Source organism: Streptomyces sp. YKOK-I1, from assembly GCF_054660435.1.
The window spans coordinates 1,309,298-1,328,229 of sequence record NZ_BAAGDR010000001.1 but is presented as its reverse complement, the minus strand read 5'-3'; the positions used below and the strand labels follow the sequence as shown (position 1 = coordinate 1,328,229).

Here is an 18,932-nt window from a genome sequence, read left to right as displayed (position 1 = left end):
ATTCACTGGTACGGCGGCTTCCTCGGGCGGGGCAGGACGGTCTCGTCGGCGGTCTCGTCGGCGGTCTCGGCGGCTATCGCGTGGGGCTGAGCGGGTGGTCGAAGCCCTGCTCGGACATCTGCCGGGAGACGGCGGTCAGCGCGGCGGCGAAGCGCTGGACGGCGCTCTCGGGGAAGCGCTGGCTGGGTCCGCTCAGCGACAGCGCGGCGACGACGGCCCCGGTGCGCCCGACGACCGGCACGGCCACGGCCGTCAGGCCCTCGTCACGCTCGCCCCGGCTGACGGCGAATCCGCGCTCCGCCGCCAGGTCCGCCCACACCCGCAACTGCCGGGCGTGGCCCTCGCCGTGCGGGGAGTCCAGGGCGATCCGCCGCAGCAGACCGTCGGGCGCCGTGCGCAGCAGGATCTTGGACGAGGCGCCGGCCCACAGCGGGAGCGCGTCGCCGACCCGCACCACATGGCGCAGCGGCTGCGGGCTCTCCTGCTGCGCGACACAGACGCGGGCCAGGCCCCGCAGCATGAAGAGGTTCACCGTCTCCTGCTGCTCCTCGGCCAGCTCGCGCATCAACTTGCGGGTCTCACGGGGCAGTTCCCAGCTGGCGTGCGCCAGATGGGCCCAGCGCCACAACCCGGGACCCGCGGTGTAGCCGGCCGGGGTGTCCCACAACAGCCCGCACTGTTCCAGGGTCTGCACCAGCCGGACCACCGTGGTCTTGGCCAGACCGGTGGCGTCGACGATCTCCCTCAGGGTGGCCGTCGGCCGGTCCTCGGTCAGCAACCCCAGGATGTCCAGTGCCCTGCGCACACTGCGTACCCCGGTCGCCTCCGCCGGTTCCTGCTGCTCCCGCTCGGTCCCGTCCACGCGCCCTCTCCCTCCGTGCCGGGCCCGTCCCATGGACAGGCCTCGGAAACTTCCTCGAACTGCCCTCTTGTCACCGAGAGTTGGCGCCCGTACGTTACACGCCGAACCACACAGCAGTCCACCGGTACCACTCAGCGGTTTCCTGGAGGCTTCATGCTGGATTCACTCCTGAAGGCCGGCGCGGACGCGGGAGTCGCCGAGGCGCCCGGGTACATCGCGGGTCGGTGGGGCGGCGAAGGCCCCTCGGCCGCCCGGACGGGCCCCTATCTGCGCCGCGTCGTCAGCCGTACGACCACGGCGACGGGCGAGGAGGTCTCCCGCGCCCTCACCTACGCCCGTGCCTCCGCCCGCACCGTGGCCCGGCTCGCCCCCGCGGCACGGGCCGACATCCTGGACCGGGCCTCGCGCGCGGCCTCGGCCCGACGCGAGGAACTGGCCCGGCTGCTCGCCCTGGAACTGGGCAAACCGCTCAAGGACGGACGCGGGGAGATCGACCGGGTCGCCGACACCTTGGCGGTGTGCGCGTCGGAAGCCCGGCACATCGGCGGCGAGCAGCTGCCCGTCGCGGGCTGGGCACGGGGCGTCGGCAACACCGCCCTCACCTACCGCGCGCCGGCCGGGGTGGCCCTGGCCATCACACCGTTCAACGCGCCCGCCAACCTCCTCGCCCACAAGCTGGGCGCGTCCTTCGCCGCGGGCAACACCACCCTCGTCAAGGCCCCGCCCCAGGCACCGGCCGCGACCGCCGCGATCGTGGCGCTGCTCCTGGAGTGCGGAATGCCCCCGCAGGCCGTGCAACTGCTGCACGGCGGAGCCGAGGTCGGCGCGTTACTGTGCGCCGCCGACGAGGTCGCCGTCATCAGCTTCACCGGCAGCGCGGCGAGCGGCCGGGCCGTGGCACAGGCCGCCGGGGCGAAGCGACTGGTCCTCGAACTCGGCGGGAACGCGGCCACGATCGTCTGCGAGGACGCCGACATCGCCTCCGCCGCCAAGGAGTGCGTGCGCACCGGATACAGCAACTCCGGACAGAGCTGCATCTCCGTCCAGCGCGTGTACGTCCACCGCTCCCGCTACGAGGAGTTCCTCGACGCCTTCTCCGCCGCCGTCGACACCCTGAAGGTCGGCGACCCGCTCGACCCGGACACCGACGTGGGCTCGATGGTCGACGAGGACGCCGCCGAACGCGTGGTGCGCTGGTCCGCCGAGGCCGCCGCCGACGGCGCCCGCGTGCTGCGCGGCGGCACCCGGGACGGCGCCACCGCCGCGCCCACCCTGGTCGCCGGCCCGCCCGAGTCCGCGTCGGTCGTCGTCCACGAGGTGTTCGGGGCGCTGGTCGCAGTGCTCCCGTACGACGACTTCGGCGCGGTCCTCGACGCCTGCAACGCCAGTCGGTACGGCCTCCAGGCGGGCCTGTTCACCCGCGACCTGGGGCGCGTCATCACCGCCTGGCGCGAGCTGGAGACCGGCGCGCTGATCGTCGGCGGCAGCTCCAACTACCGCCTGGACCACGTCCCGTTCGGCGGGGTCAAGGACTCCGGGTTCGGCCGCGAGACCCCCCGCTCGATGATCGAGGACTACACGGTCGTCAAGACCCTCATGCTGCGCGGCCTGTCCGTGTGGGGCGATACGACCACCCCGGACGAGGCGGCCGAGGGGAGCGAGGCATGACCGTCAGCGCCGCCCAGGCAATGGTCACCCAACTGGAGTCCTACGGAGTCGAGTACGTCTTCGGCACCTGCGGCCACACCAACATCGCCCTGCTGGACGCACTCGGCCCCAGCCCGATCGAGTTCGTGATCGCCCGCCACGAACAGGCGGCCGCGCACGCCGCCGACGGCTACGCCCGCGCCTCGGGAAAGCCCGGAGTGCTGCTCACCCACGTCGGCCCCGGCATGATGAACGCGGTCACCGGCGTGGCCACCGCCGCCCTCGACTCGATCCCGCTGGTCGTCGTCTCCGGCGACATCCCCTCCTACTACTCCGGCCGTCACCCGCACCAGGAGGTCAACCTCCACGCGGACGCCGACCAGACCGCGATCTACCGGCCCTTCACCAAGCGCGCCTGGAACGTGCACCGGGTCCAGGACCTGGCCCGCACCACGGAACGGGCGTTCTGGACCGCGACCTCCGGGCGGCCGGGCGCCGTGCTCGTCAACGTACCGATGGACCTCTTCAACCGGCAGGTCGAGCCGTACACCGGACACCATCCCCTGCCCGGCGACTCCGCGCTGCCGGCGATCGACCGCACCACCGCCGAGCGCATCGCCGAGGCGCTGCTCGGCGCCGAACGCCCGCTGATCTACTTCGGCGGCGGACTGCGCGAACCGGCCGCCCGGCAGGCCCTGCTGGACCTCGCCGAGCACCTCGACATCCCCCTCGCGCACTCCCTGATGGGCAAGGGCACAGTGCCCGACAGCCACCCGCTGCTGCTCGGCATGCCCGGCTTCTGGGGCCTTGCCACCACCCACGAACACACCAAGGGCGCCGACGTGGTCCTGGCCCTGGCGACCCGGTTCGCGGAGACCGACGCCAGCTCGTGGGATCCCGCGTACACGTGGAACTTCCCGCCCAGCAGACTGATCCAGATCGACATCGACCCCGCCGAGATCGGCCGCAACTACCCGGTCGAGACAGGCGCCGTCGCCGACGCCGGGGACGCGCTGCGGGCCATCGGCGCGGCCGTGCGCTCGGCCCGGCCCGAGCCCCTGGCCAGGCCGGGCCTGCGGGAGGGCATCGCCGCCGCCCGCCGGACCGTCTTCGCCGCCGCCCGCGAGGCCGGCCGCTCCGACGACTTCCCGCTGCGCCCCCAGCGCATCCTCGCCGACCTGCGCGACGCGGTCCCCGACGACGCGGTGCTCGTCACCGACGTCGGCTGGAACAAGAACGGCGTCGCCCAGTGCTACGAACTCCCCGAAGGCGGGCGGCTCATCACCCCGGGCGGAGCCTCCACCATGGGCTTCGGCCCCGCCGCGGCGGTCGGTGTGCAGATCGCCCTGCCGGAGCGCGTGGTGGTCGCGCTGATCGGCGACGGCGGGATGAGCGCGCAGCTGCCCGCCCTGCCGATGGCCGTCGAGCGAGGGCTGCCCGTCGTGTTCGTGGTGATGAACAACCGGGCCCACGGCACCATCGCCGACCTCCAGAACGCGTCGTTCGGGCGGTCCTACGGCTGTGCGTTCACGGACGCCGAAGGGCAGCCGTACAGCCCGGACTTCGCCGCCCTCGGACAGTCCTGCGGCGCCGACGGATACCGCGTCACCTGTGCCGCCGACCTGTCCAAGGCGCTCGCCGACGCGGTCGCCCGACGCAGGCCCGCCGTCATCGACGTACCGATGGTCAACGAACCCGTGCCGACGCCGGGTCACTGGAACATCAAGGACATCTACCGCGGCTCCTTCGCGGACTGAGATCAGGACCGAGATCCCGACGCCTCCTCACTCCTCACGACACGAGGTGACCTTCATGAGCCGCATCCCCAGACTGCCCGCCGCGCCCGGTGCCGCCGTGTGCACGGCCGCCGTACTGACCCTGGCCCTCGCCGCGTGCAGCGCGCCCGGCGACTCCGGCAACGACAGCGAGGACTCCTCCGGACCCATCAAGATCGCCGTCGTCGACGCGCAGAGCGGACAGCTCAGCTCGCTCGGCGACTGGGAGTACAAGGGCGCCAAGCTCGCCGTCGACGAGTGGAACAAGAAGGGCGGCATCGACGGCCGCAAGATCCAGCTCAAGCTCTTCGACGACCAGGGCGACCCGACCACCGGCACCAACATCGCCCGCAAGCTGGCCGACGAGAAGTACGTCGCCATGATCGGTACGGCGGAGAGCGCGGTGACCATCGCCATGGCGCCCGTGCTCCAGCAGGCGAAGATCCCCAACATCACCTCCGGACAGTCCGACGGCCTGGTCGCACTGAAGAGCCCGTACCTCTTCCTCAACGGGCCGACCAGCACCACCTACGACTCGACCCTCGCCCAGTACCTGATCAAGGACAAGGGCCACCAGAAGATCGCCATGATCACCAACAACGGATCCTTCGGGAAGGGCGAACACGACGCCTTCCTCAAAGCGGCCGAAAACCTGGGCGTCTCACCGACCACGGACCAGGTCGTCACCACCGACCAGAAGGACTTCAGCGCCGCGCTGACGAAGATCCGCTCCACGAAACCCGACGTCGTCTTCATCGGCTCGGAGGAGGTCGAGGCCGGGCTGATCGTCAAGCAGGCCCGCGACCTCGGCATCACCGCCCCCTTCGCCGGAGCCGCGCCCCAGGGCACCCCCGTCTTCATCGACACCGCGGGCAAGGCCGCCGTCGAGGGCACCATCGTCAGCTCGCCCTACCTCGGCAACGACACGAGCGAGGCCTCGAAGACGTTCGCCGCCGCCTACCAGGCCGCCTACGGAAAGGAGGCCGAACTGCACGGAGCCAAGGCGTACGACGGGACGAACATCCTGCTCACCGCCCTCAAGACCAGCAAGGGCGCGACCGGCAAGGACCTCGCGGACGCCATCCGCGCCACCGCGTACCAGGGCCTGCTCGGCGACTTCGCCTACGACGACACCGGCGTCGGCATCACCCGGACCAGCATCGGCGTCATCCGCGACGGCAAGCTCGTGGCGCAGCCGTAGGCATCGGGAGCACACCGTGCAGGAGACACTGCAGACACTCGTCGGAGGCCTCAGCCTGGGGGCCGTCTACGCCCTGGTCGCCATGGGATTCTCCCTCGTCTACCGCACCATGGGCCTGGTCAACTTCGCACACGCCGACATCGCCATGATCGGCGCGTACACGGCCTCCACCTTCTATCTGACGTCCAAGCTGCCCTTCGCCGTCGCGATGGCCGTGGCGATCGTCGTCACCGCGGCCATCGGTCTGGTCATCGAGCGGGTCCTGCGCCCGCTGGAGAACAAGGACTTCGACCTGATGCTGATCGGCACCATCGGCTTCGGCATCGTCCTGCAGGCCGTCGCGATCCTCATCTGGGGCACCACCGGACGGGCGGTCCCCTCACCCGTCCGGTCGGCTCCGCTCGACGTGTTCGGCGTGCGTGTGCGCACCTACGACCTGCTGGTCATGGGCGTCGCCGCGCTCGCCGTGGTCGGCCTCGCCTGGTTCCTGGCACGCACCAAGCGCGGCACGGCCATGCAGGCCGTCGCCATGGACCACGAGGCGGCCACCGCCGTCGGCATCGACGTCGGCCGCAGCAACGCCCTCGCCTTCTCCATCGGCGCCGGCCTCGCGGCCCTGGCCGGCGGGCTCGTGGGCCCGATGCTCTACGTCGACGCCTCCCTCGGCGGCGCCCTCGGCATCAAGGGCTTCGCCGCCGCGATGCTCGGCGGCTTCGGCTCCATTCCCGGAGCCGTCGTCGGCGGACTCGCGATCGGTGTCCTCGACTCCTACGCGGCCGGCCACTTCCAGGGCTACTCGGTGCTCGTGACCTTCCTGATCTTCACCGTGGCCATCATGATCCGCCCGACGGGCGTCTTCGGGGAGAGGACGGTGAGCCGCGCGTGAAGGTCCGCATCGCCGCCCTCGGCACCCTGGCCGTGGCCTGCTGGCTGCTGCCGTACGGGCTGGGCGGCTACTCCATCCACGTCGTCGACATCGCCTTGATCTACGCCCTGTTGGCGATCGGCATGGGCCTGGCGATGGGCGTCTCCGGGCAGATCAACCTCGCCCAGGTCGCGTTCTTCGGCGTCGGCGCCTACACCCTCGCCATCCTCACCACCCACTCCGGGTACGGATTCTGGACGGCGGCCGTGCTCGCGCTGCTCGCGACGACCGCCACGGGTCTCCTGGTCGGCGTCCCCGCGCTGCGCATGCAGTCCCACTACCTGGGCATCGTCACCCTCGGCCTGGCGCTCGGCTTCGTCAACTGGATCACCAACGCCTCGGTCTCCGGTGGCGCCGACGGCATCTCCGGCATCCCGCTCCCCACCCTGCCCGGCATCGACCTCTCCAGCGAATACCTCTACTACTACCTGGAGTTGGTCGTCTGCGCGGTCGGCCTGGGCTTCGGACTCTTCGTCGTCCGTACGTCCCTGGGGCGGCGGCTGCGCGCGATGCGCGACGACTCCCTGGCCGCGGGCGCGATGGGCGCCGAGATCCCGCTCCTGCGGATGACCGCCTTCGTCCTCGCCAGCGTGTACGGCGGCCTGGCCGGAATCCTGTATGCGGGACTCATCCGCTACGTCGCCCCGGAGACCTTCTCCATCGGCAACATGTTCATCCTGCTGGCGATGGTCATCATCGGCGGCCGTCGCTCCCTGGTCGGGTGCGTGGTCGGCGCGATAGGCCTGACCCTCGTCCGGGAGTGGCTCTCCGACTTCTCGGCCTACGCGCAGCTCGGATACGGCGTGGTGGTCGTCCTCATGGTCGTCTTCGCGCCCACCGGACTCGCCGGAGTGCCGTCCCGGCTCGTGGAGTTCCGGGACCGCAGGCGCGGCAGCGGCACGGACCGGGCCGAACTGCGCCCCTTCCAGCCCTACGAGGCGGTCGATCCGCCCGTGTCCACGGACGGACCCCTCCTCGACATCCGCTCCGTCACCAAGGACTTCCGAGGCCTGCGCGCCCTGGACGAGGTCTCCCTCACGGTCGCCGCCGGTGAGATCCGCGGCATCGTCGGTCCCAACGGCTCGGGCAAGACCACCCTGTTCAACGTCATCAGCGGCTTCTACCGGGCGAGTTCCGGACAGGTGCGGTTCGCCGGCCGCGACACGACGACCGCCCGGCCGTACACCCTGTCCCTCCTGGGCATGGCCCGCACCTTCCAGAACCTGCGCCTGTTCGGCCAGTTGACGGTCCGGGAGAACATCCTCGTCGCGCTCGACCGCACCCGCACGCACACCATCTGGGAGTACGTGGTGTGGCAGCCCGGCGTCGTGCGCAGAGAGCGACGACTGCGCCGCCAGGCCGCGGAACTCCTGGAACGCTTCGGGCTCACCGACTACGCCGAGAGCGCGCCGGGCTCGCTCCCGTACGGCATCCAGCGCCGTATCGAGATCGCCCGCGCGATGGCCGTACGGCCGCGGCTGCTGCTGCTCGACGAACCGGCCGCCGGACTGAACGGCGAAGAGGTGCGCCAGCTCGCCGGCCTCGTGCGCTCCATCCGCGACAGCGGCGTGACCGTGGTGCTCATCGAACACCACATGGGGCTGGTCATGTCCCTGTGCGAGCGGGTCACGGTGCTCTCCGGGGGTGCGGTCATCGCCGAGGGCACGCCCGCCGAGGTGGTCGCCGCACCCGAGGTCGTCGAGGCCTATCTGGGGGACTCCGAGCCTGCGGACCTCCCCCGGCCGGGCCCGGCGTCGGCCCCCGCTCCGAAGGAGGCAAGCCGGTGACGACGACCCCCACCCCCCGGGCCGCGACCGCCGCCGCACTCACCGTCGAGGACCTGTCCGTGCACTACGGCGGGGTGTGCGCGGTCCGCTCGATCGGCTTCAGCGTGGAGCCGGGCGCCTCGATCGGCATCATCGGCGCCAACGGCGCGGGCAAGACCTCCACGCTCAAGGCGCTGATGGGCCTGGTGCCGCGCAGCGGCGGACGCGTCCTGCTCGGCGAGCGCGACCTCACCCGGGTCAAGGCCCGCGACATGGTGCGCCACGGCATCGGCTACGTACCCGAGGGCCGGCACGTCTTCCCCGGCCTGTCCGTGGAGAAGAACCTGCTGCTCGGTGCCTACGCGCGACGCTGGGACGACGAGACCCACGCGGCCCTCGACACGGTGTACGAACTCTTCCCGGTACTGCGGGAGATGAGCGGACGCCTCGCCGGAGCCCTCTCGGGCGGACAGCAGCAGATGCTCGCGATCGGCCGCGCCCTGATGGCCAGACCCCGGATCCTCCTCCTCGACGAACCGTCGATGGGGCTGTCGCCCAAACTCGTCGGCTTCATCCTCGACACCCTGCGGCGGCTGCGGGCGGAGGGCCTGAGCCTCCTGCTGGTCGAGCAGAACGCCAAGCTCACGTTCGGGGCGACCAGTCACTGCCTCGTCATGGAGAACGGCAGCGTGGCCATGCAGGGCACCTCCGAGGAGCTGAGCCGTGACACGCGGGTCCGCCAGATCTACCTGGGCCTGTGAACGGGCCGCCCGCGCACGAGGCCCGGGACTCGTGTCTCGTCGGTCTGGTCGGCTCCGGCATCGGCGGCTCGTTCAGCCCCCGGCTCCACGAACGGGAGGCGGACCGGCACGGCCTGCGCCACCTCTACCGGCTGATCGACCTCGACCGCATCGGCGCCGGACCCGAGAAGGTCGGTGAACTGCTGCGGGCGGCGCGCGGCATGGGCTACCGCGGTCTCAACATCACCCACCCCTGCAAACAACTCGTCCTCGGCCATCTGGACGCGCTCAGCGCACCGGCCGAGGAGATCGGCGCCGTCAACACCGTGGTCTTCGAGAGCGGGGACGGCGCCGGCCGGGCCGTGGGACACAACACCGACGTCACCGGCTTCGCCGCCTTCCTCGACCGCGAACTCCCCGACGCCCCGCGGGACCGTGTGGTGCTGCTGGGTGCCGGGGGAGCCGGGGCGGCCGTCGCGCACGCCCTGCTCCGCGCCGGCAGCGGACACCTCACCGTGGTCGACCCGCTGACGGACCGTGCCCGGGCACTCGCCGGCTCTCTCAACCGGCGCTTCGGCGACGGCCGGGCCGGCACCTCCACCCCGGACGGCCTGGCGCCGCTGATGTCCCGGGCCGACGGCCTGGTCCACGCCACCCCGACGGGCATGGCCACCCACCCCGGACTTCCCCTCCGGGCCGACCTGCTGCATCCGGGTCTGTGGGTCGTCGACATCGTGTACCGGCCCCTGGAGACCGAGCTGCTGCGCGCCGCGCGCGCCCGCGGCTGCGTCGCGCTGAACGGTGTCGGCATGCTCGTCTTCCAGGCCGCCGACGCCTTCCGGCTCTTCACCGGGCGGGAACCGGACCGCGAGCGGATGCTCGCGCACGGCACGGAGCTGGCCGCGACGGACCGGGGCCGACCGCCCGGTCGGGATCCCGGGTAGTCATGGCTCCCCGGCAGCGGCAGCGGCGCCGGCGCCGGCGCCGTCGTCAGCCGTGCGGCAGCCAGGGTGCGAGTGCCGAGTCGACCGTGCGGACCGCCGTCCCGGCGTCGGGTCGCATGCCGAGCATGAAGCGCTGGAAGAGGAGCGGGCCGACGATGCGGGAGACGAGTTCGCGTGCGTCGTGCCGGATGCCGGGGCGGAGCTCGCCGCGGTCGACGGCGGCGTCGAGGACGGCGGTGAGGTGTTCGTCGGCACGGCCGAACATCTCCTCGCGGATGGACCGTACGCCCTCGTCCCGTGCGGAGCGCTCGACGACGGCGGCGATGACCGAGGCGGCGACGGGCTGGTTGAGCCACTCGATCTGCTGCCGGAGTCCGCTGATCAGTTCGTCGCGGATCGGGCCGTCGCCGAGCCGGAGCGGGGGACGGACGTCGGTGGCCAGCGTGTCCAGGAGCAGGGACTGCAGATCGGGCCAGTGGCGGTAGACGGTGGCCCGCCCGATGCCGGCGCGCTCGGCCACGGCGGCGTGCGTGACGCCTTCGGGGCCGGCCTCGACGAGAAGCTCCGTGGCGGCCGCCAGGGCTGCGACGCGGCTACGCCGGGCGCGGGGGTCGGCAGCGGCTTCGGCCGCCCCGGGGCTCGCGGCGATCACGCGGCGAGCTTCCGCAGCGGCACGCCCGCGGCCTCACGCTGCCGTTCGCGGATCAGCTCGGCCTCCTTCTGCATCGCGTTCAGCTCGATCCGTACGGTGTCCGCCGGGCGGCGCTCCAGTACGGCGTCGTAGGTCATGGCCAGCAGGTTCAGGGCCTCCTGGTCGTGCTCGGCGGCCTCGGCGAGGATGGCCACTCCGCCGCGCGGGAAGTGCGGTGCGAAGACACCGAGGGCGCCCTCGGCCCGCCGGTCGTGGCGCCCCCCGGCGATCGCCGCGCTGATGCCCCACCCCATCGCCACGCCGAGGGGCCCGCCGAGGAGTCCCATCAGTGAGCCGACCAGTCCGTCGGCCGTCGCGTCGGGCCCCGGGGCGGTCTCCAGAACCGCGGGGACATGGACGGTGCCGTCCTCCAGGCGCTCGATCAGGACCGCACCCCGTACTTCGGTGCGGGCGGGCGCGAGGCGCATGAGGTCGTCGAAGGCGCGGTCGGCGGCGGCGCGGTCGGTGAAGCGGAGGGCGACGGCGTTCTCGGTGGCGGACATGACCTGGCTCCTTCGGTGACTGTTTCCCGGATCTGTGAGACATCATGTACCGAAGTCGCGTTGTGAGTCAATGAGTCTCATAGATTGGGCTCATCGCCCGGACTCCTTGCTGAACTCGGGGCCGGTGGCGGGGTTCGCGACCGGCTTCTGCCGCTGGGCGGCCCTCGCGGGCAGCACCCCCGCCAGCTCCAAGTGGTGGCGGGCGCCCTGGATCGCCTCCGGGGTGGTGGCGTAGTCCCGGCCGTGGTGCCGCAGCAGTTCCAGAGCGCCGACGGAGTCCAGGACCTGGCGCTGGCCGGTGCGTATTCCGGAGGCCAGGACGAGGATGCCGCGCCGGTTCAGCTTCTCGACGGCGTCCTTGAGGACCAGCGCGCCGGTGGCGTCCATGGTCGACACCCGCGACATGCGCAGGATGACGACCCGTACGTCGGCCACGTCGGTCAGCTCCAGCAGGAAGCGGTGCGCGGCGGCGAAGAAGACCGGACCGTCGATGCGGTACGCCACGATGTGCTCGGCCAGCAGCGCGTGTTCCTCGGCGCTGTGGTCGCCCCGGTCGAGCGGCACTTGGTCGAATCGGGCCTGCTTGGCCACGGCGCGCAGGGCGAGGGCGCCGGCCACGGCCAGGCCGATGACCACCGCGTACACGAGGTCGAGGGCGAGGGTGGCCGCCGCGGTGAGGACCAGGATCAGCGCGTCGGACCGGGTGGCCTTCGCCATGGCCTTCAGCGAGCCGACCTCGACCATGCGGACCGCGGTGGCCAGCAGCACGCCCGCGAGGGCGGCGAGCGGGATCGTCGAGACCAGGGGCGCCGCGGCGAAGACGATCACCGCGAGGATCGCGGCGTGGGTGAGGGACGCCAGCCGGGAGCCGGCGCCCGTGCGGACGTTGACCGCGGTCCGGGCGATCGCGCCGGTCGCGGGCACTCCGCCGAACAGCGGGGCGGCGATGTTGGCCAGTCCCTGGCCGAACAGCTCGCGGTCGGGGTCGTGCTTCTGCCCCACGGTCATGCCGTCCGCGACCGAGGCGGACAGCAGGGACTCCAGGGCCGCCAGCGCCGCCACCGCCACGGCCGGGGCCAGCAGGGTGCCGAGCGAGCCGAGGTCCAGGAAACCGAACGAGGGCGCGGGGAGCCCGGACGGCAGGTCACCGATGGGCGTCGCCGCGTCCAGGTCCGTGACCCGGGCGACGACCGTGGCCGCGACGACCGCGAGGAGGGAGAACGGGACGGTCGGCCGCCGTCGGGCGCCGATCAGCATGACCGCGGCCACCGACACCGCGCATCCGGTCGCCGTCCAGTTCGGATGCCGCGCGAACTCCCCGACGGCCCGCCAGGCGACGACGAGCACACGGTCGCCCTCGGGCCTGGGCACGCCCAGCGCGGCCGGGATCTGCTGCAGTCCGATCACGCAGGCGATCCCCAGCGTGAAGCCCTCGACCACCGGCGCGGGCACATACTGCATGTACTTGCCGGCCCGTAGCGCGGCCAGCGCCACGAGCATGACGCCCGCCATCAGTCCGACGGTCAGTACGCCCGTCGGACCGTACGTGCCGACGATCGGCACCAGTACCACGGTCATGGCCCCGGTGGGCCCCGAAACCTGGAGATTGGACCCGCCGAACAGCGCCGCGAGCGCGCCGGCGACCACGGCGGTCGCCAGTCCCGCCTGCGCGCCGAGGCCGGAGGAGACGCCGAATCCGAGCGCGAGCGGCAGGGCCACGATGGCCACGGTGAGGCCGGCGAGCAGGTCCCGTCGGGGATCGCGTCGCATGTCCGCCAGGTCGGCACGGGTGGGCAGAAGTGCGGTGAGCCGGGCCGCTGCCCGGCCGATCGGCAGGGTCATCGCGCGGGGACCTCGTTCTCCCGCAGCTCGGCCAGCAGCTCGCCCTGCCCGGCGAGCATCTCGGTGAGGATCCGGCGCGCGGCCTGCATCAGGTCGGCGACGTCCCCGCCGGCCAGCTCGTAGACGACGGTCGAGCCTTCCCGGGTCGCGGTGACGATCCCGGAGCGGCGCAACACCGCCAGCTGCTGCGACAGGCTCGACGGCTCCACCTCGATGGCGGCCAGCAGCTCCCGCACCGGTTTCGGTCCCTCCTGGAGCAGCTCCAGCACCCGGATCCGTACGGGATGCCCCAGCATCCGGAAGAACTCGGCTTTGGCTTGGTACAGCGGAACGGACACGGTCCCTCGGCCTCCTTGCCCCATACGCCCGTCTGCCCGCGGGAACGGGCTCAGCTGTCTTAGCATGTATGGAGTTGCAAAATTTTGCAATTCATGGATCCGTCAGAACCGCAACGGGACCGTGACTCCCGTGGGCGCTCGGGTTTGACGGCGTCACGCGATGAGGATCACCACCATGCGGATCAGTCCGACCGCGACCGGCGCCACCACGATCATGATCAGGACGATCGGCACCGGCTCCCGGCCCCCGCGCGGTTCCGGTGACCCCGAGACCGCCTTCGCGGGGCCTCGCGCCGCTGCAGGAGTGCGACGCCCTGCCCGGCCCCGGACACGCCTGCGGGCACAACCTGATCGCCGTCGGCCTGGGCGCCGCGCTGATGTTCCATCCTGGCGTCCACGACTGGGTGCGGGCGCCGCTGACCGCCCAGGAGCAGTACCGGGTCGCCTTCCGGGGCCGCACCGCCCACGCCACCGGCAACCCGGCCGAGGGCTCCCCTGTCCAGGGGATCGTCACGCACGGCGGAACGGCGACCAGCATCGTCCCCGACCAGGCACTTCGCCCTCACCTGAGCCGAGCCGGCGTCACCCTCACCGCGCCGACCCCGGTGTCCACCTGGGTTCTTCGGGCATCGGCAGCGACCACACCCCACGGCCCGTCACGCCCGCGTGGGCAGCCCGGTCGCTCAGGGCCACCAGGTGCGTGCGATGTCCTTACGCACCTCGGGGCGTTCGACGGGACGTTCGTCGGCCTCCTCACGGATGCGCCGAGTGTCCGTCTTCAAGGTCCTGCTCTTCACACGGATACGGCGCATGACTGCCTCCTTCGGCGTCCTCCCTGTTTCGCGATCTCGCGAAACCGGACGCGTGGGGGAGAGATTTCCTCACCGGTCCGAGCACAAACGTCAGGAACGCGGCGAGAGCGGCACGGTGCGGCCCCAGTCGGTCATGAAGGCGGCCCACACCCCCGGCGATGCCCGCGACCAGGCCATACAGTGAAACGCTGCGGGAGTACTAGGCTGCGGCGATGCGTTGGAGGATGTTCCGCCCGTACGCCGATGAGACGGCGGTCGTAGACGCGCTGATGGCGTTCGCGCTCGGCGGGGTGGCCGTGCTGCTCGCGCATGTCTCGCGAGCCGCCCAGACGTGGCCCGAACCTGACGGGCGCGCCCATGCCCTGATCGCCCTCGCGCATGTGCCGGTCGCCCTGCGAGGCCGGTGGCCGGTCGTCGTTTTCGTGGTCGTGCAGGCTGCCGCGGTCGTCTATGTCTCTTTCGGCTACTGGCCCGTCGCCTGTGTGTTCGGCCCGATGCTGGCCCTCTACACGATTGCCGCCCACTGCTCGCCGCGGACCGGCGTCGTCTGCGGGCTGTGCACGGTGGCCGTCTGGGGGTACGGCGGATGGGCCGGCAACAGTCCCTCGACGGCTGCCGTCCTGACTCAGGCGGTGCTCTACTGCTCCGTGCTGCTCTGGTTCGGTACCTTGACCCGTCGGTCCGCCGAACTCGCCCGCCGGTTGGGCGAGGAGCAGGCGGAGCGGGCCCGACGGGCGGTCGCCGAGGAGCGCGGGCGGATCGCGCGGGAGCTGCACGACGTGGTCGCCCATCACATGTCGGTGATATCCGTGCAGGCCGGCTTGGCCCGGTTCGTGTTCGCCTCCGACCCGGACAAGGCACGCGGCGCGCTGGGCACCATCGCGGACGTCACCAGCGAGGCGCTGGAGGAACTCAGGCGCATGCTCAAGGTGTTGAGGGACGAGGGACCGGACGGCCTCGAAGGAGCCCCGATGCCCGCCCTGGCCGGGCTGGCAGAGCTGGTGGAACGGGTCCGAGCCGGCGGAGTCGAGGCGGAGCTGGTGGTCGAAGGTACGCCACGCCCACTCGCCCCCGGTGTGGAGCTGTGCGCCTACCGCATCGTCCAGGAGGCCCTCACCAACGTCATCAAGCATGCCGGGCCGGCTCAGGCCCGTGTTGAACTCTGTTATGAGCATGAGGAGTTGACGGTCCGTGTCCTCGATGACGGAGAAGGGGTGACTCCCGGCCCGCGCCCGGCGGCCGGCGTCGGACATGGTCTGATCGGCATGCGCGAGCGCGCCAAGCTCTACGGTGGGACAATCAGCCTCGGCCCTCGTGCCGGGGGAGGCTTCGCCGTAGAGCTTGCCCTGCCGACCTCGGCGTCGACCATGCGGCAAGGGGACCAGCGCAGAACATGATCAGAGTGCTTGTCGTCGATGACCAGTTCCTCATCCGCGCCGGCCTGGCCGCACTGCTGGAGGCGGCACCGGGATTCGAGGTCGTGGGAGTGGCCGCAGACGGCTCCGAAGCGGTACGGCTGGCAGCCGAGACCGCACCGGACGTCATTCTCATGGACATTCAGATGCCCGGGACCAACGGCATCGAGGCCACTGAGCGCATCCTCGCCGAGGCTTCCGGCATACCGCCCCGCATCCTCGTGCTGACCACCTTCGACCTCGACGAGTACGTGTACGGGGCCCTGCGCGCCGGTGCCGGCGGGTTCCTGCTGAAGGACTCCGGCCCCGAACGGCTGCTCGCCGCGGTGACCGCGGTCGACGGCGGTGACGCCCTCTTCGCGCCCAGCGTCACCCGCCGTCTGATCGAGGCCTTCGCCCGGCCACCGAAGCCCGCCCTCCCCGGCGTGCCGCCAGGCCTGGCCTTACTGACCTCACGCGAGGCCGAGGTCCTCCGATGGACCGCCCGGGGTCTGTCCAACGCGGACATCGCCGGTCGCCTCGGCATCAGCGAGGCCACCGTCAAGACCCATCTGAACCGAACGATGACCAAGCTCGGCCTGGACAGCCGCGCCCAGGCCGTCGTGGTCGCCTACGAGACGGGGCTCGTGACCCCGGGCGAATGAACGACGGCCTCGATGTCAGCTGCAGGTCCGGTAGTTGTAGCCGGCCAGCCGGTAGGTCCCGGCGGCGTCGTAGAAGCCGTAGTTGCCGCTGGCCTCACGGATGATGGTCGGCTGCCAGTACTTGCCGTTGTAGTAGAACCTGAGCGTGTCGTCGGGCGAGTCGAAGTACTCGAGCTTGTCGTCGGCCTTGTCGAAGGTGTTCTTGCCGGCGACGCCGTCGTTGTCCAGATTCTTCCAGTCCTGCCACAACTTGGTCGCCGCCTTGGTCTTGGAGCCGAAGATGCCGTCGACGTCCGAGACGGAGAGATACCCATCGGCCGACAGGATCGTCTGCCAGAGACAGGTGGCGTTGGAGTACGTGTTCGTGCCGGTCGACAGGTCTCCTTCGTCGCCCCAGTCGCCCACCCAGTCGCCACCGCCGTAGATGTAGGCGCGACCGCTGTAGGTCCCGCTCGCCTGCGCCGGATCCGCGCTCAGTACGACGGTGGCCATGACGGCGCACACCGCGAACGCGGCTTGTATCCGGCTGTGGTGCTTGGCAATGCCTTCCATGCTCTGCTCTGTCCCTTCGTCGATGACGACCAGCGATGCGCTGTGCCACGACGGTAGGGACAGCGGTGCGGAACTGCGTCCCGCCCCGGGTGGAACTCCGGATGGACCCCACGCGGTAGCCCGACGGTGTGTACAACTCCCGCCGTATCGGCGCTGCACCTCGAGAGGCAGGGTCGCTGAGGGGGCATGACGCGGCCGACGGGGCGGGGGGACGTGGCGAAAAAGCCCGGGTGCCGCGCGTCCCCTCATATCCGCGCGGTTTATCCCTGCCGTGAAATCTTTCGACGCACCGCATGTGAGAACGGAATGGAACGCCTCCCCGACGGTGTACTTCTTCGCTTCCCGGAATGGCCATGAGGCGGGGTGGAGGCCGAGTCTCCCGCCTGCGGGAGACGACGAGAGCCCCTGTTTCTCCGCGTTCAAACCGTGATCGCCATGTCGTTATCGGATCGTGACATCGGGCCTTCGGTGGACAGTGAGGGCGGCGTTGCCGCATGTGGGTGCTCGCGTTACGGTTGTCCGATCTTCGACGGAAAGCGCAGACGGGAGTGTTGCGCCGGCCTTTCCGGGCCCGTCCGGGACACATCCCCGCCACGCCGGCGCAACACGGCCTCCGGGTGTGCGTACTGCGCCGCGCTGTGCATGTGTGACCGTACCGAACCGGCCCACCGAACGAAGCTACGCGCGATGACCGAACCCGCCGCACGGGGGCACCGCAGTATTTCCCCGCCGGCCCCGACCGTCGTTGACTCCTCGCACACGGCCCACCTACTGTCGCCGACAGCGGTGCAGAAAAAGAATGGGAATATTCGTCGCAGCGGCTTTCTGCTCTGCCTTCCGCTGGCGAAGTAAAAGTTCCGCGTTGACGTTCAGGAGAGGAATTCCATGCTCCCCTACGCCGACAGGTCGGCAATGGTCAGTGGCCTTCCCGAAGCATCGCGCAATGCCCGCCGTGGAGACCGGCGGCACAGCGCCCCGCACCACGTCACCTGCATGGCGAGTCTGGACTCCGGTCTCAAGATAGAAGCGGCCAACGCCGACTTCTTCCGCCATGTCGCCCGGCCCTCGACGGAGATCTGCGGACGCAGCATCTACGACGTCCTGCATCCGAGCGCCCGCAACATCCTGCCCAAGCACTTCACCCACCTCTCGAACGGCCACGGCAGCCGCTTCGTCGAGCGAGTGGTCGCCATGCGCGGGCACGACCGTGTCTTCTCCGCGGAGATCACCGGCATAGCCGTCAAGGGAGAGGGCGACGACCTGTCAGGTGTCGTCGTCCTGATGAGCCCCGAGGACGAGCCGGCCGAGGCGGCGGAGCGCCCCGCCAAACCGACGCCGGTGCTCACCGCCCTGGACGCCCGCATCCTGGAGGGCGTGGCCACCGGCGCCTCGACCATCCAACTCGCCTCGCGCCTCTACCTCAGCCGACAGGGCGTGGAGTACCACGTCGGTCTGATGCTGCGCCGGTTCAAGGCCCCCAACCGTGCCGCGCTCGTCTCCCGCGCCTACTCGATGGGTGTCCTCACGGTCGGCAGTTGGCCGCCCCGTGCCGTGCCCGAGTACGTGAAGTGACCCCGCGGCACCGTGTGCCGCCACCGGACTCCCCAGGCCTGCCTGGGGAGTCCGGCCCTTTTCCACGGCGATCCCCGGTGAAGTCCGCGGTCCCGGCGACGTCACCGGGACCGGACCCCGCACCCTCAGCGACGGTGACCCCCGATGCCCTCGTCGTCGGCGTCCTGCCACGGCAGATGCTGGTACGGCCCGTCGCTGATCCGTACGACCTCCCGTCCACGCCTGCTCCCGCACAGCGCCGACGAGCGGACTCCGGCACCGGAGACGTCCTCCATGTCCAGCTGGAAGCGGTCGAGATCGTTCATCAGTCTGCGGACGTACGGCGAGTCACCGTCCGCCAGCCGCAGTGACTCCAGGCTGCACCGCAGCCTGACCAGGGCACCGCGCATGTCTGCGAGTTCCGCGTTCGTCATGGCCTTCCTCCGTCTCCTCCGGACCGGCCGAAGCGCCGTCGCGCACGCCGACCCCAGACCCGGACACATCACCGCCGCACCCCCGGGGGCGGTGTCGCCTCATTCAGATCATTCAGACGGGAGAACCGGGACGAGCGCAACACCCGGCACCGGGCCCCGGGCCATGTCTGGGCGTTTCCCGAAACACACCGCCCCGGGGCGGCCCCCGCACCCCGCCACCCGCCATGAATCTAGGGGCCGCCCTAGTCCATGCGCCCCTAGCGTGAGTAGCCCGGCGGTCCGCGATCCGC

General features: G+C 71.1%; 18 protein-coding genes and 1 pseudogene. 11 read left to right on the top strand and 8 right to left on the bottom strand.

Features of this window, described 5'->3' with window-relative positions; translation table 11 throughout:
* Positions 1–73 precede the first annotated feature (73 nt).
* Positions 74–862 (bottom strand): IclR family transcriptional regulator, encoded by a 789-nt coding sequence (locus ACYQ8Q_RS05360; RefSeq protein WP_460062396.1) that lies wholly within the window; start codon positions 860–862, stop codon positions 74–76.
* Positions 863–1,015: 153 nt separating this feature from the next.
* On the opposite strand from ACYQ8Q_RS05360, the gene ACYQ8Q_RS05355 reads away from it, so the two are divergent.
* Genes ACYQ8Q_RS05355 through ACYQ8Q_RS05325 form a run of 7 tightly spaced genes read left to right on the top strand, consistent with a single transcriptional unit; the run spans position 1,016 to position 9,860 of the window.
* Positions 1,016–2,530 (top strand): aldehyde dehydrogenase family protein, encoded by a 1,515-nt coding sequence (locus tag ACYQ8Q_RS05355; protein WP_460062393.1) that lies wholly within the window; start codon positions 1,016–1,018, stop codon positions 2,528–2,530.
* Positions 2,527–4,266 carry a thiamine pyrophosphate-binding protein gene (locus tag ACYQ8Q_RS05350; protein ID WP_460062391.1) on the top strand — a complete coding sequence of 580 codons (1,740 nt, stop codon included), beginning with the start codon at positions 2,527–2,529 and terminating at the stop codon, positions 4,264–4,266. The genes ACYQ8Q_RS05355 and ACYQ8Q_RS05350 overlap by 4 nt, the downstream gene beginning before the upstream one ends.
* 55 nt (positions 4,267–4,321) lie before the next feature.
* Positions 4,322–5,485, top strand: coding sequence for an ABC transporter substrate-binding protein (locus tag ACYQ8Q_RS05345; protein WP_460062389.1), 1,164 nt, complete (start codon positions 4,322–4,324; stop codon positions 5,483–5,485).
* Positions 5,486–5,501: 16 nt separating this feature from the next.
* Positions 5,502–6,371 carry a branched-chain amino acid ABC transporter permease gene (locus ACYQ8Q_RS05340; RefSeq protein WP_460062388.1) on the top strand — a complete coding sequence of 290 codons (870 nt, stop codon included), beginning with the start codon at positions 5,502–5,504 and terminating at the stop codon, positions 6,369–6,371.
* The gene (locus ACYQ8Q_RS05335; RefSeq protein ID WP_460062386.1) at positions 6,368–8,197 is read left to right on the top strand and encodes a branched-chain amino acid ABC transporter ATP-binding protein/permease; all 1,830 of its coding nucleotides are present in this window, start codon (positions 6,368–6,370) and stop codon (positions 8,195–8,197) included. Before ACYQ8Q_RS05340 ends, ACYQ8Q_RS05335 begins: the two co-directional genes overlap by 4 nt.
* Positions 8,194–8,937, top strand: a complete 744-nt coding sequence (locus ACYQ8Q_RS05330; protein ID WP_460062384.1) for an ABC transporter ATP-binding protein — start codon at positions 8,194–8,196, stop codon at positions 8,935–8,937. Before ACYQ8Q_RS05335 ends, ACYQ8Q_RS05330 begins: the two co-directional genes overlap by 4 nt.
* Positions 8,934–9,860 carry a shikimate dehydrogenase gene (locus tag ACYQ8Q_RS05325; RefSeq protein ID WP_460062382.1) on the top strand — a complete coding sequence of 309 codons (927 nt, stop codon included), beginning with the start codon at positions 8,934–8,936 and terminating at the stop codon, positions 9,858–9,860. The genes ACYQ8Q_RS05330 and ACYQ8Q_RS05325 overlap by 4 nt, the downstream gene beginning before the upstream one ends.
* Positions 9,861–9,906: 46 nt before the next feature.
* Here the strand turns inward: ACYQ8Q_RS05325 and ACYQ8Q_RS05320 are convergent, their stop codons facing one another.
* From ACYQ8Q_RS05320 to ACYQ8Q_RS05305, 4 genes are all read right to left on the bottom strand, one after another.
* Positions 9,907–10,512, bottom strand: coding sequence for a TetR/AcrR family transcriptional regulator (locus ACYQ8Q_RS05320; protein ID WP_460062380.1), 606 nt, complete (start codon positions 10,510–10,512; stop codon positions 9,907–9,909).
* On the bottom strand, positions 10,509–11,054 hold the full coding sequence (locus ACYQ8Q_RS05315) for a hypothetical protein (protein ID WP_460062378.1): 546 nt from the start codon (positions 11,052–11,054) through the stop codon (positions 10,509–10,511). The genes ACYQ8Q_RS05320 and ACYQ8Q_RS05315 overlap by 4 nt, the downstream gene beginning before the upstream one ends.
* Before the next feature lie 90 nt (positions 11,055–11,144).
* On the bottom strand, positions 11,145–12,896 hold the full coding sequence (locus ACYQ8Q_RS05310) for a SulP family inorganic anion transporter (RefSeq protein ID WP_460062377.1): 1,752 nt from the start codon (positions 12,894–12,896) through the stop codon (positions 11,145–11,147).
* A complete protein-coding gene (locus tag ACYQ8Q_RS05305; RefSeq protein ID WP_460062374.1) occupies positions 12,893–13,234 on the bottom strand; it encodes an ArsR/SmtB family transcription factor in 342 nt (113 codons plus the stop codon). Before ACYQ8Q_RS05305 ends, ACYQ8Q_RS05310 begins: the two co-directional genes overlap by 4 nt.
* A 287-nt stretch (positions 13,235–13,521) precedes the next feature.
* On the opposite strand from ACYQ8Q_RS05305, the pseudogene ACYQ8Q_RS05300 reads away from it, so the two are divergent.
* A pseudogene (locus ACYQ8Q_RS05300) lies at positions 13,522–13,788 on the top strand (amidohydrolase); the annotation flags it as partial.
* Positions 13,789–13,917: 129 nt separating this feature from the next.
* Here the strand turns inward: ACYQ8Q_RS05300 and ACYQ8Q_RS05295 are convergent.
* Positions 13,918–14,046, bottom strand: coding sequence for a hypothetical protein (locus ACYQ8Q_RS05295; protein WP_460062373.1), 129 nt, complete (start codon positions 14,044–14,046; stop codon positions 13,918–13,920).
* Positions 14,047–14,258: 212 nt separating this feature from the next.
* On the opposite strand from ACYQ8Q_RS05295, the gene ACYQ8Q_RS05290 reads away from it, so the two are divergent.
* On the top strand, positions 14,259–15,443 hold the full coding sequence (locus ACYQ8Q_RS05290) for a sensor histidine kinase (RefSeq protein WP_460062370.1): 1,185 nt from the start codon (positions 14,259–14,261) through the stop codon (positions 15,441–15,443).
* On the top strand, positions 15,440–16,105 hold the full coding sequence (locus ACYQ8Q_RS05285; RefSeq protein WP_460062369.1) for a response regulator: 666 nt from the start codon (positions 15,440–15,442) through the stop codon (positions 16,103–16,105). Before ACYQ8Q_RS05290 ends, ACYQ8Q_RS05285 begins: the two co-directional genes overlap by 4 nt.
* A 15-nt stretch (positions 16,106–16,120) precedes the next feature.
* Here ACYQ8Q_RS05285 and ACYQ8Q_RS05280 read toward each other — a convergent pair whose 3' ends face one another.
* A complete protein-coding gene (locus tag ACYQ8Q_RS05280) occupies positions 16,121–16,657 on the bottom strand; it encodes a peptidoglycan-binding domain-containing protein (protein WP_460062366.1) in 537 nt (178 codons plus the stop codon).
* A 993-nt stretch (positions 16,658–17,650) separates the two neighbouring features.
* On the opposite strand from ACYQ8Q_RS05280, the gene ACYQ8Q_RS05275 reads away from it, so the two are divergent.
* A complete protein-coding gene (locus ACYQ8Q_RS05275; protein WP_460062364.1) occupies positions 17,651–18,229 on the top strand; it encodes a helix-turn-helix transcriptional regulator in 579 nt (192 codons plus the stop codon).
* Between the two features lie 125 nt (positions 18,230–18,354).
* Here the strand turns inward: ACYQ8Q_RS05275 and ACYQ8Q_RS05270 are convergent, their stop codons facing one another.
* Positions 18,355–18,642, bottom strand: coding sequence for a hypothetical protein (locus ACYQ8Q_RS05270; RefSeq protein WP_460062362.1), 288 nt, complete (start codon positions 18,640–18,642; stop codon positions 18,355–18,357).
* Positions 18,643–18,932: the final 290 nt, after the last annotated feature.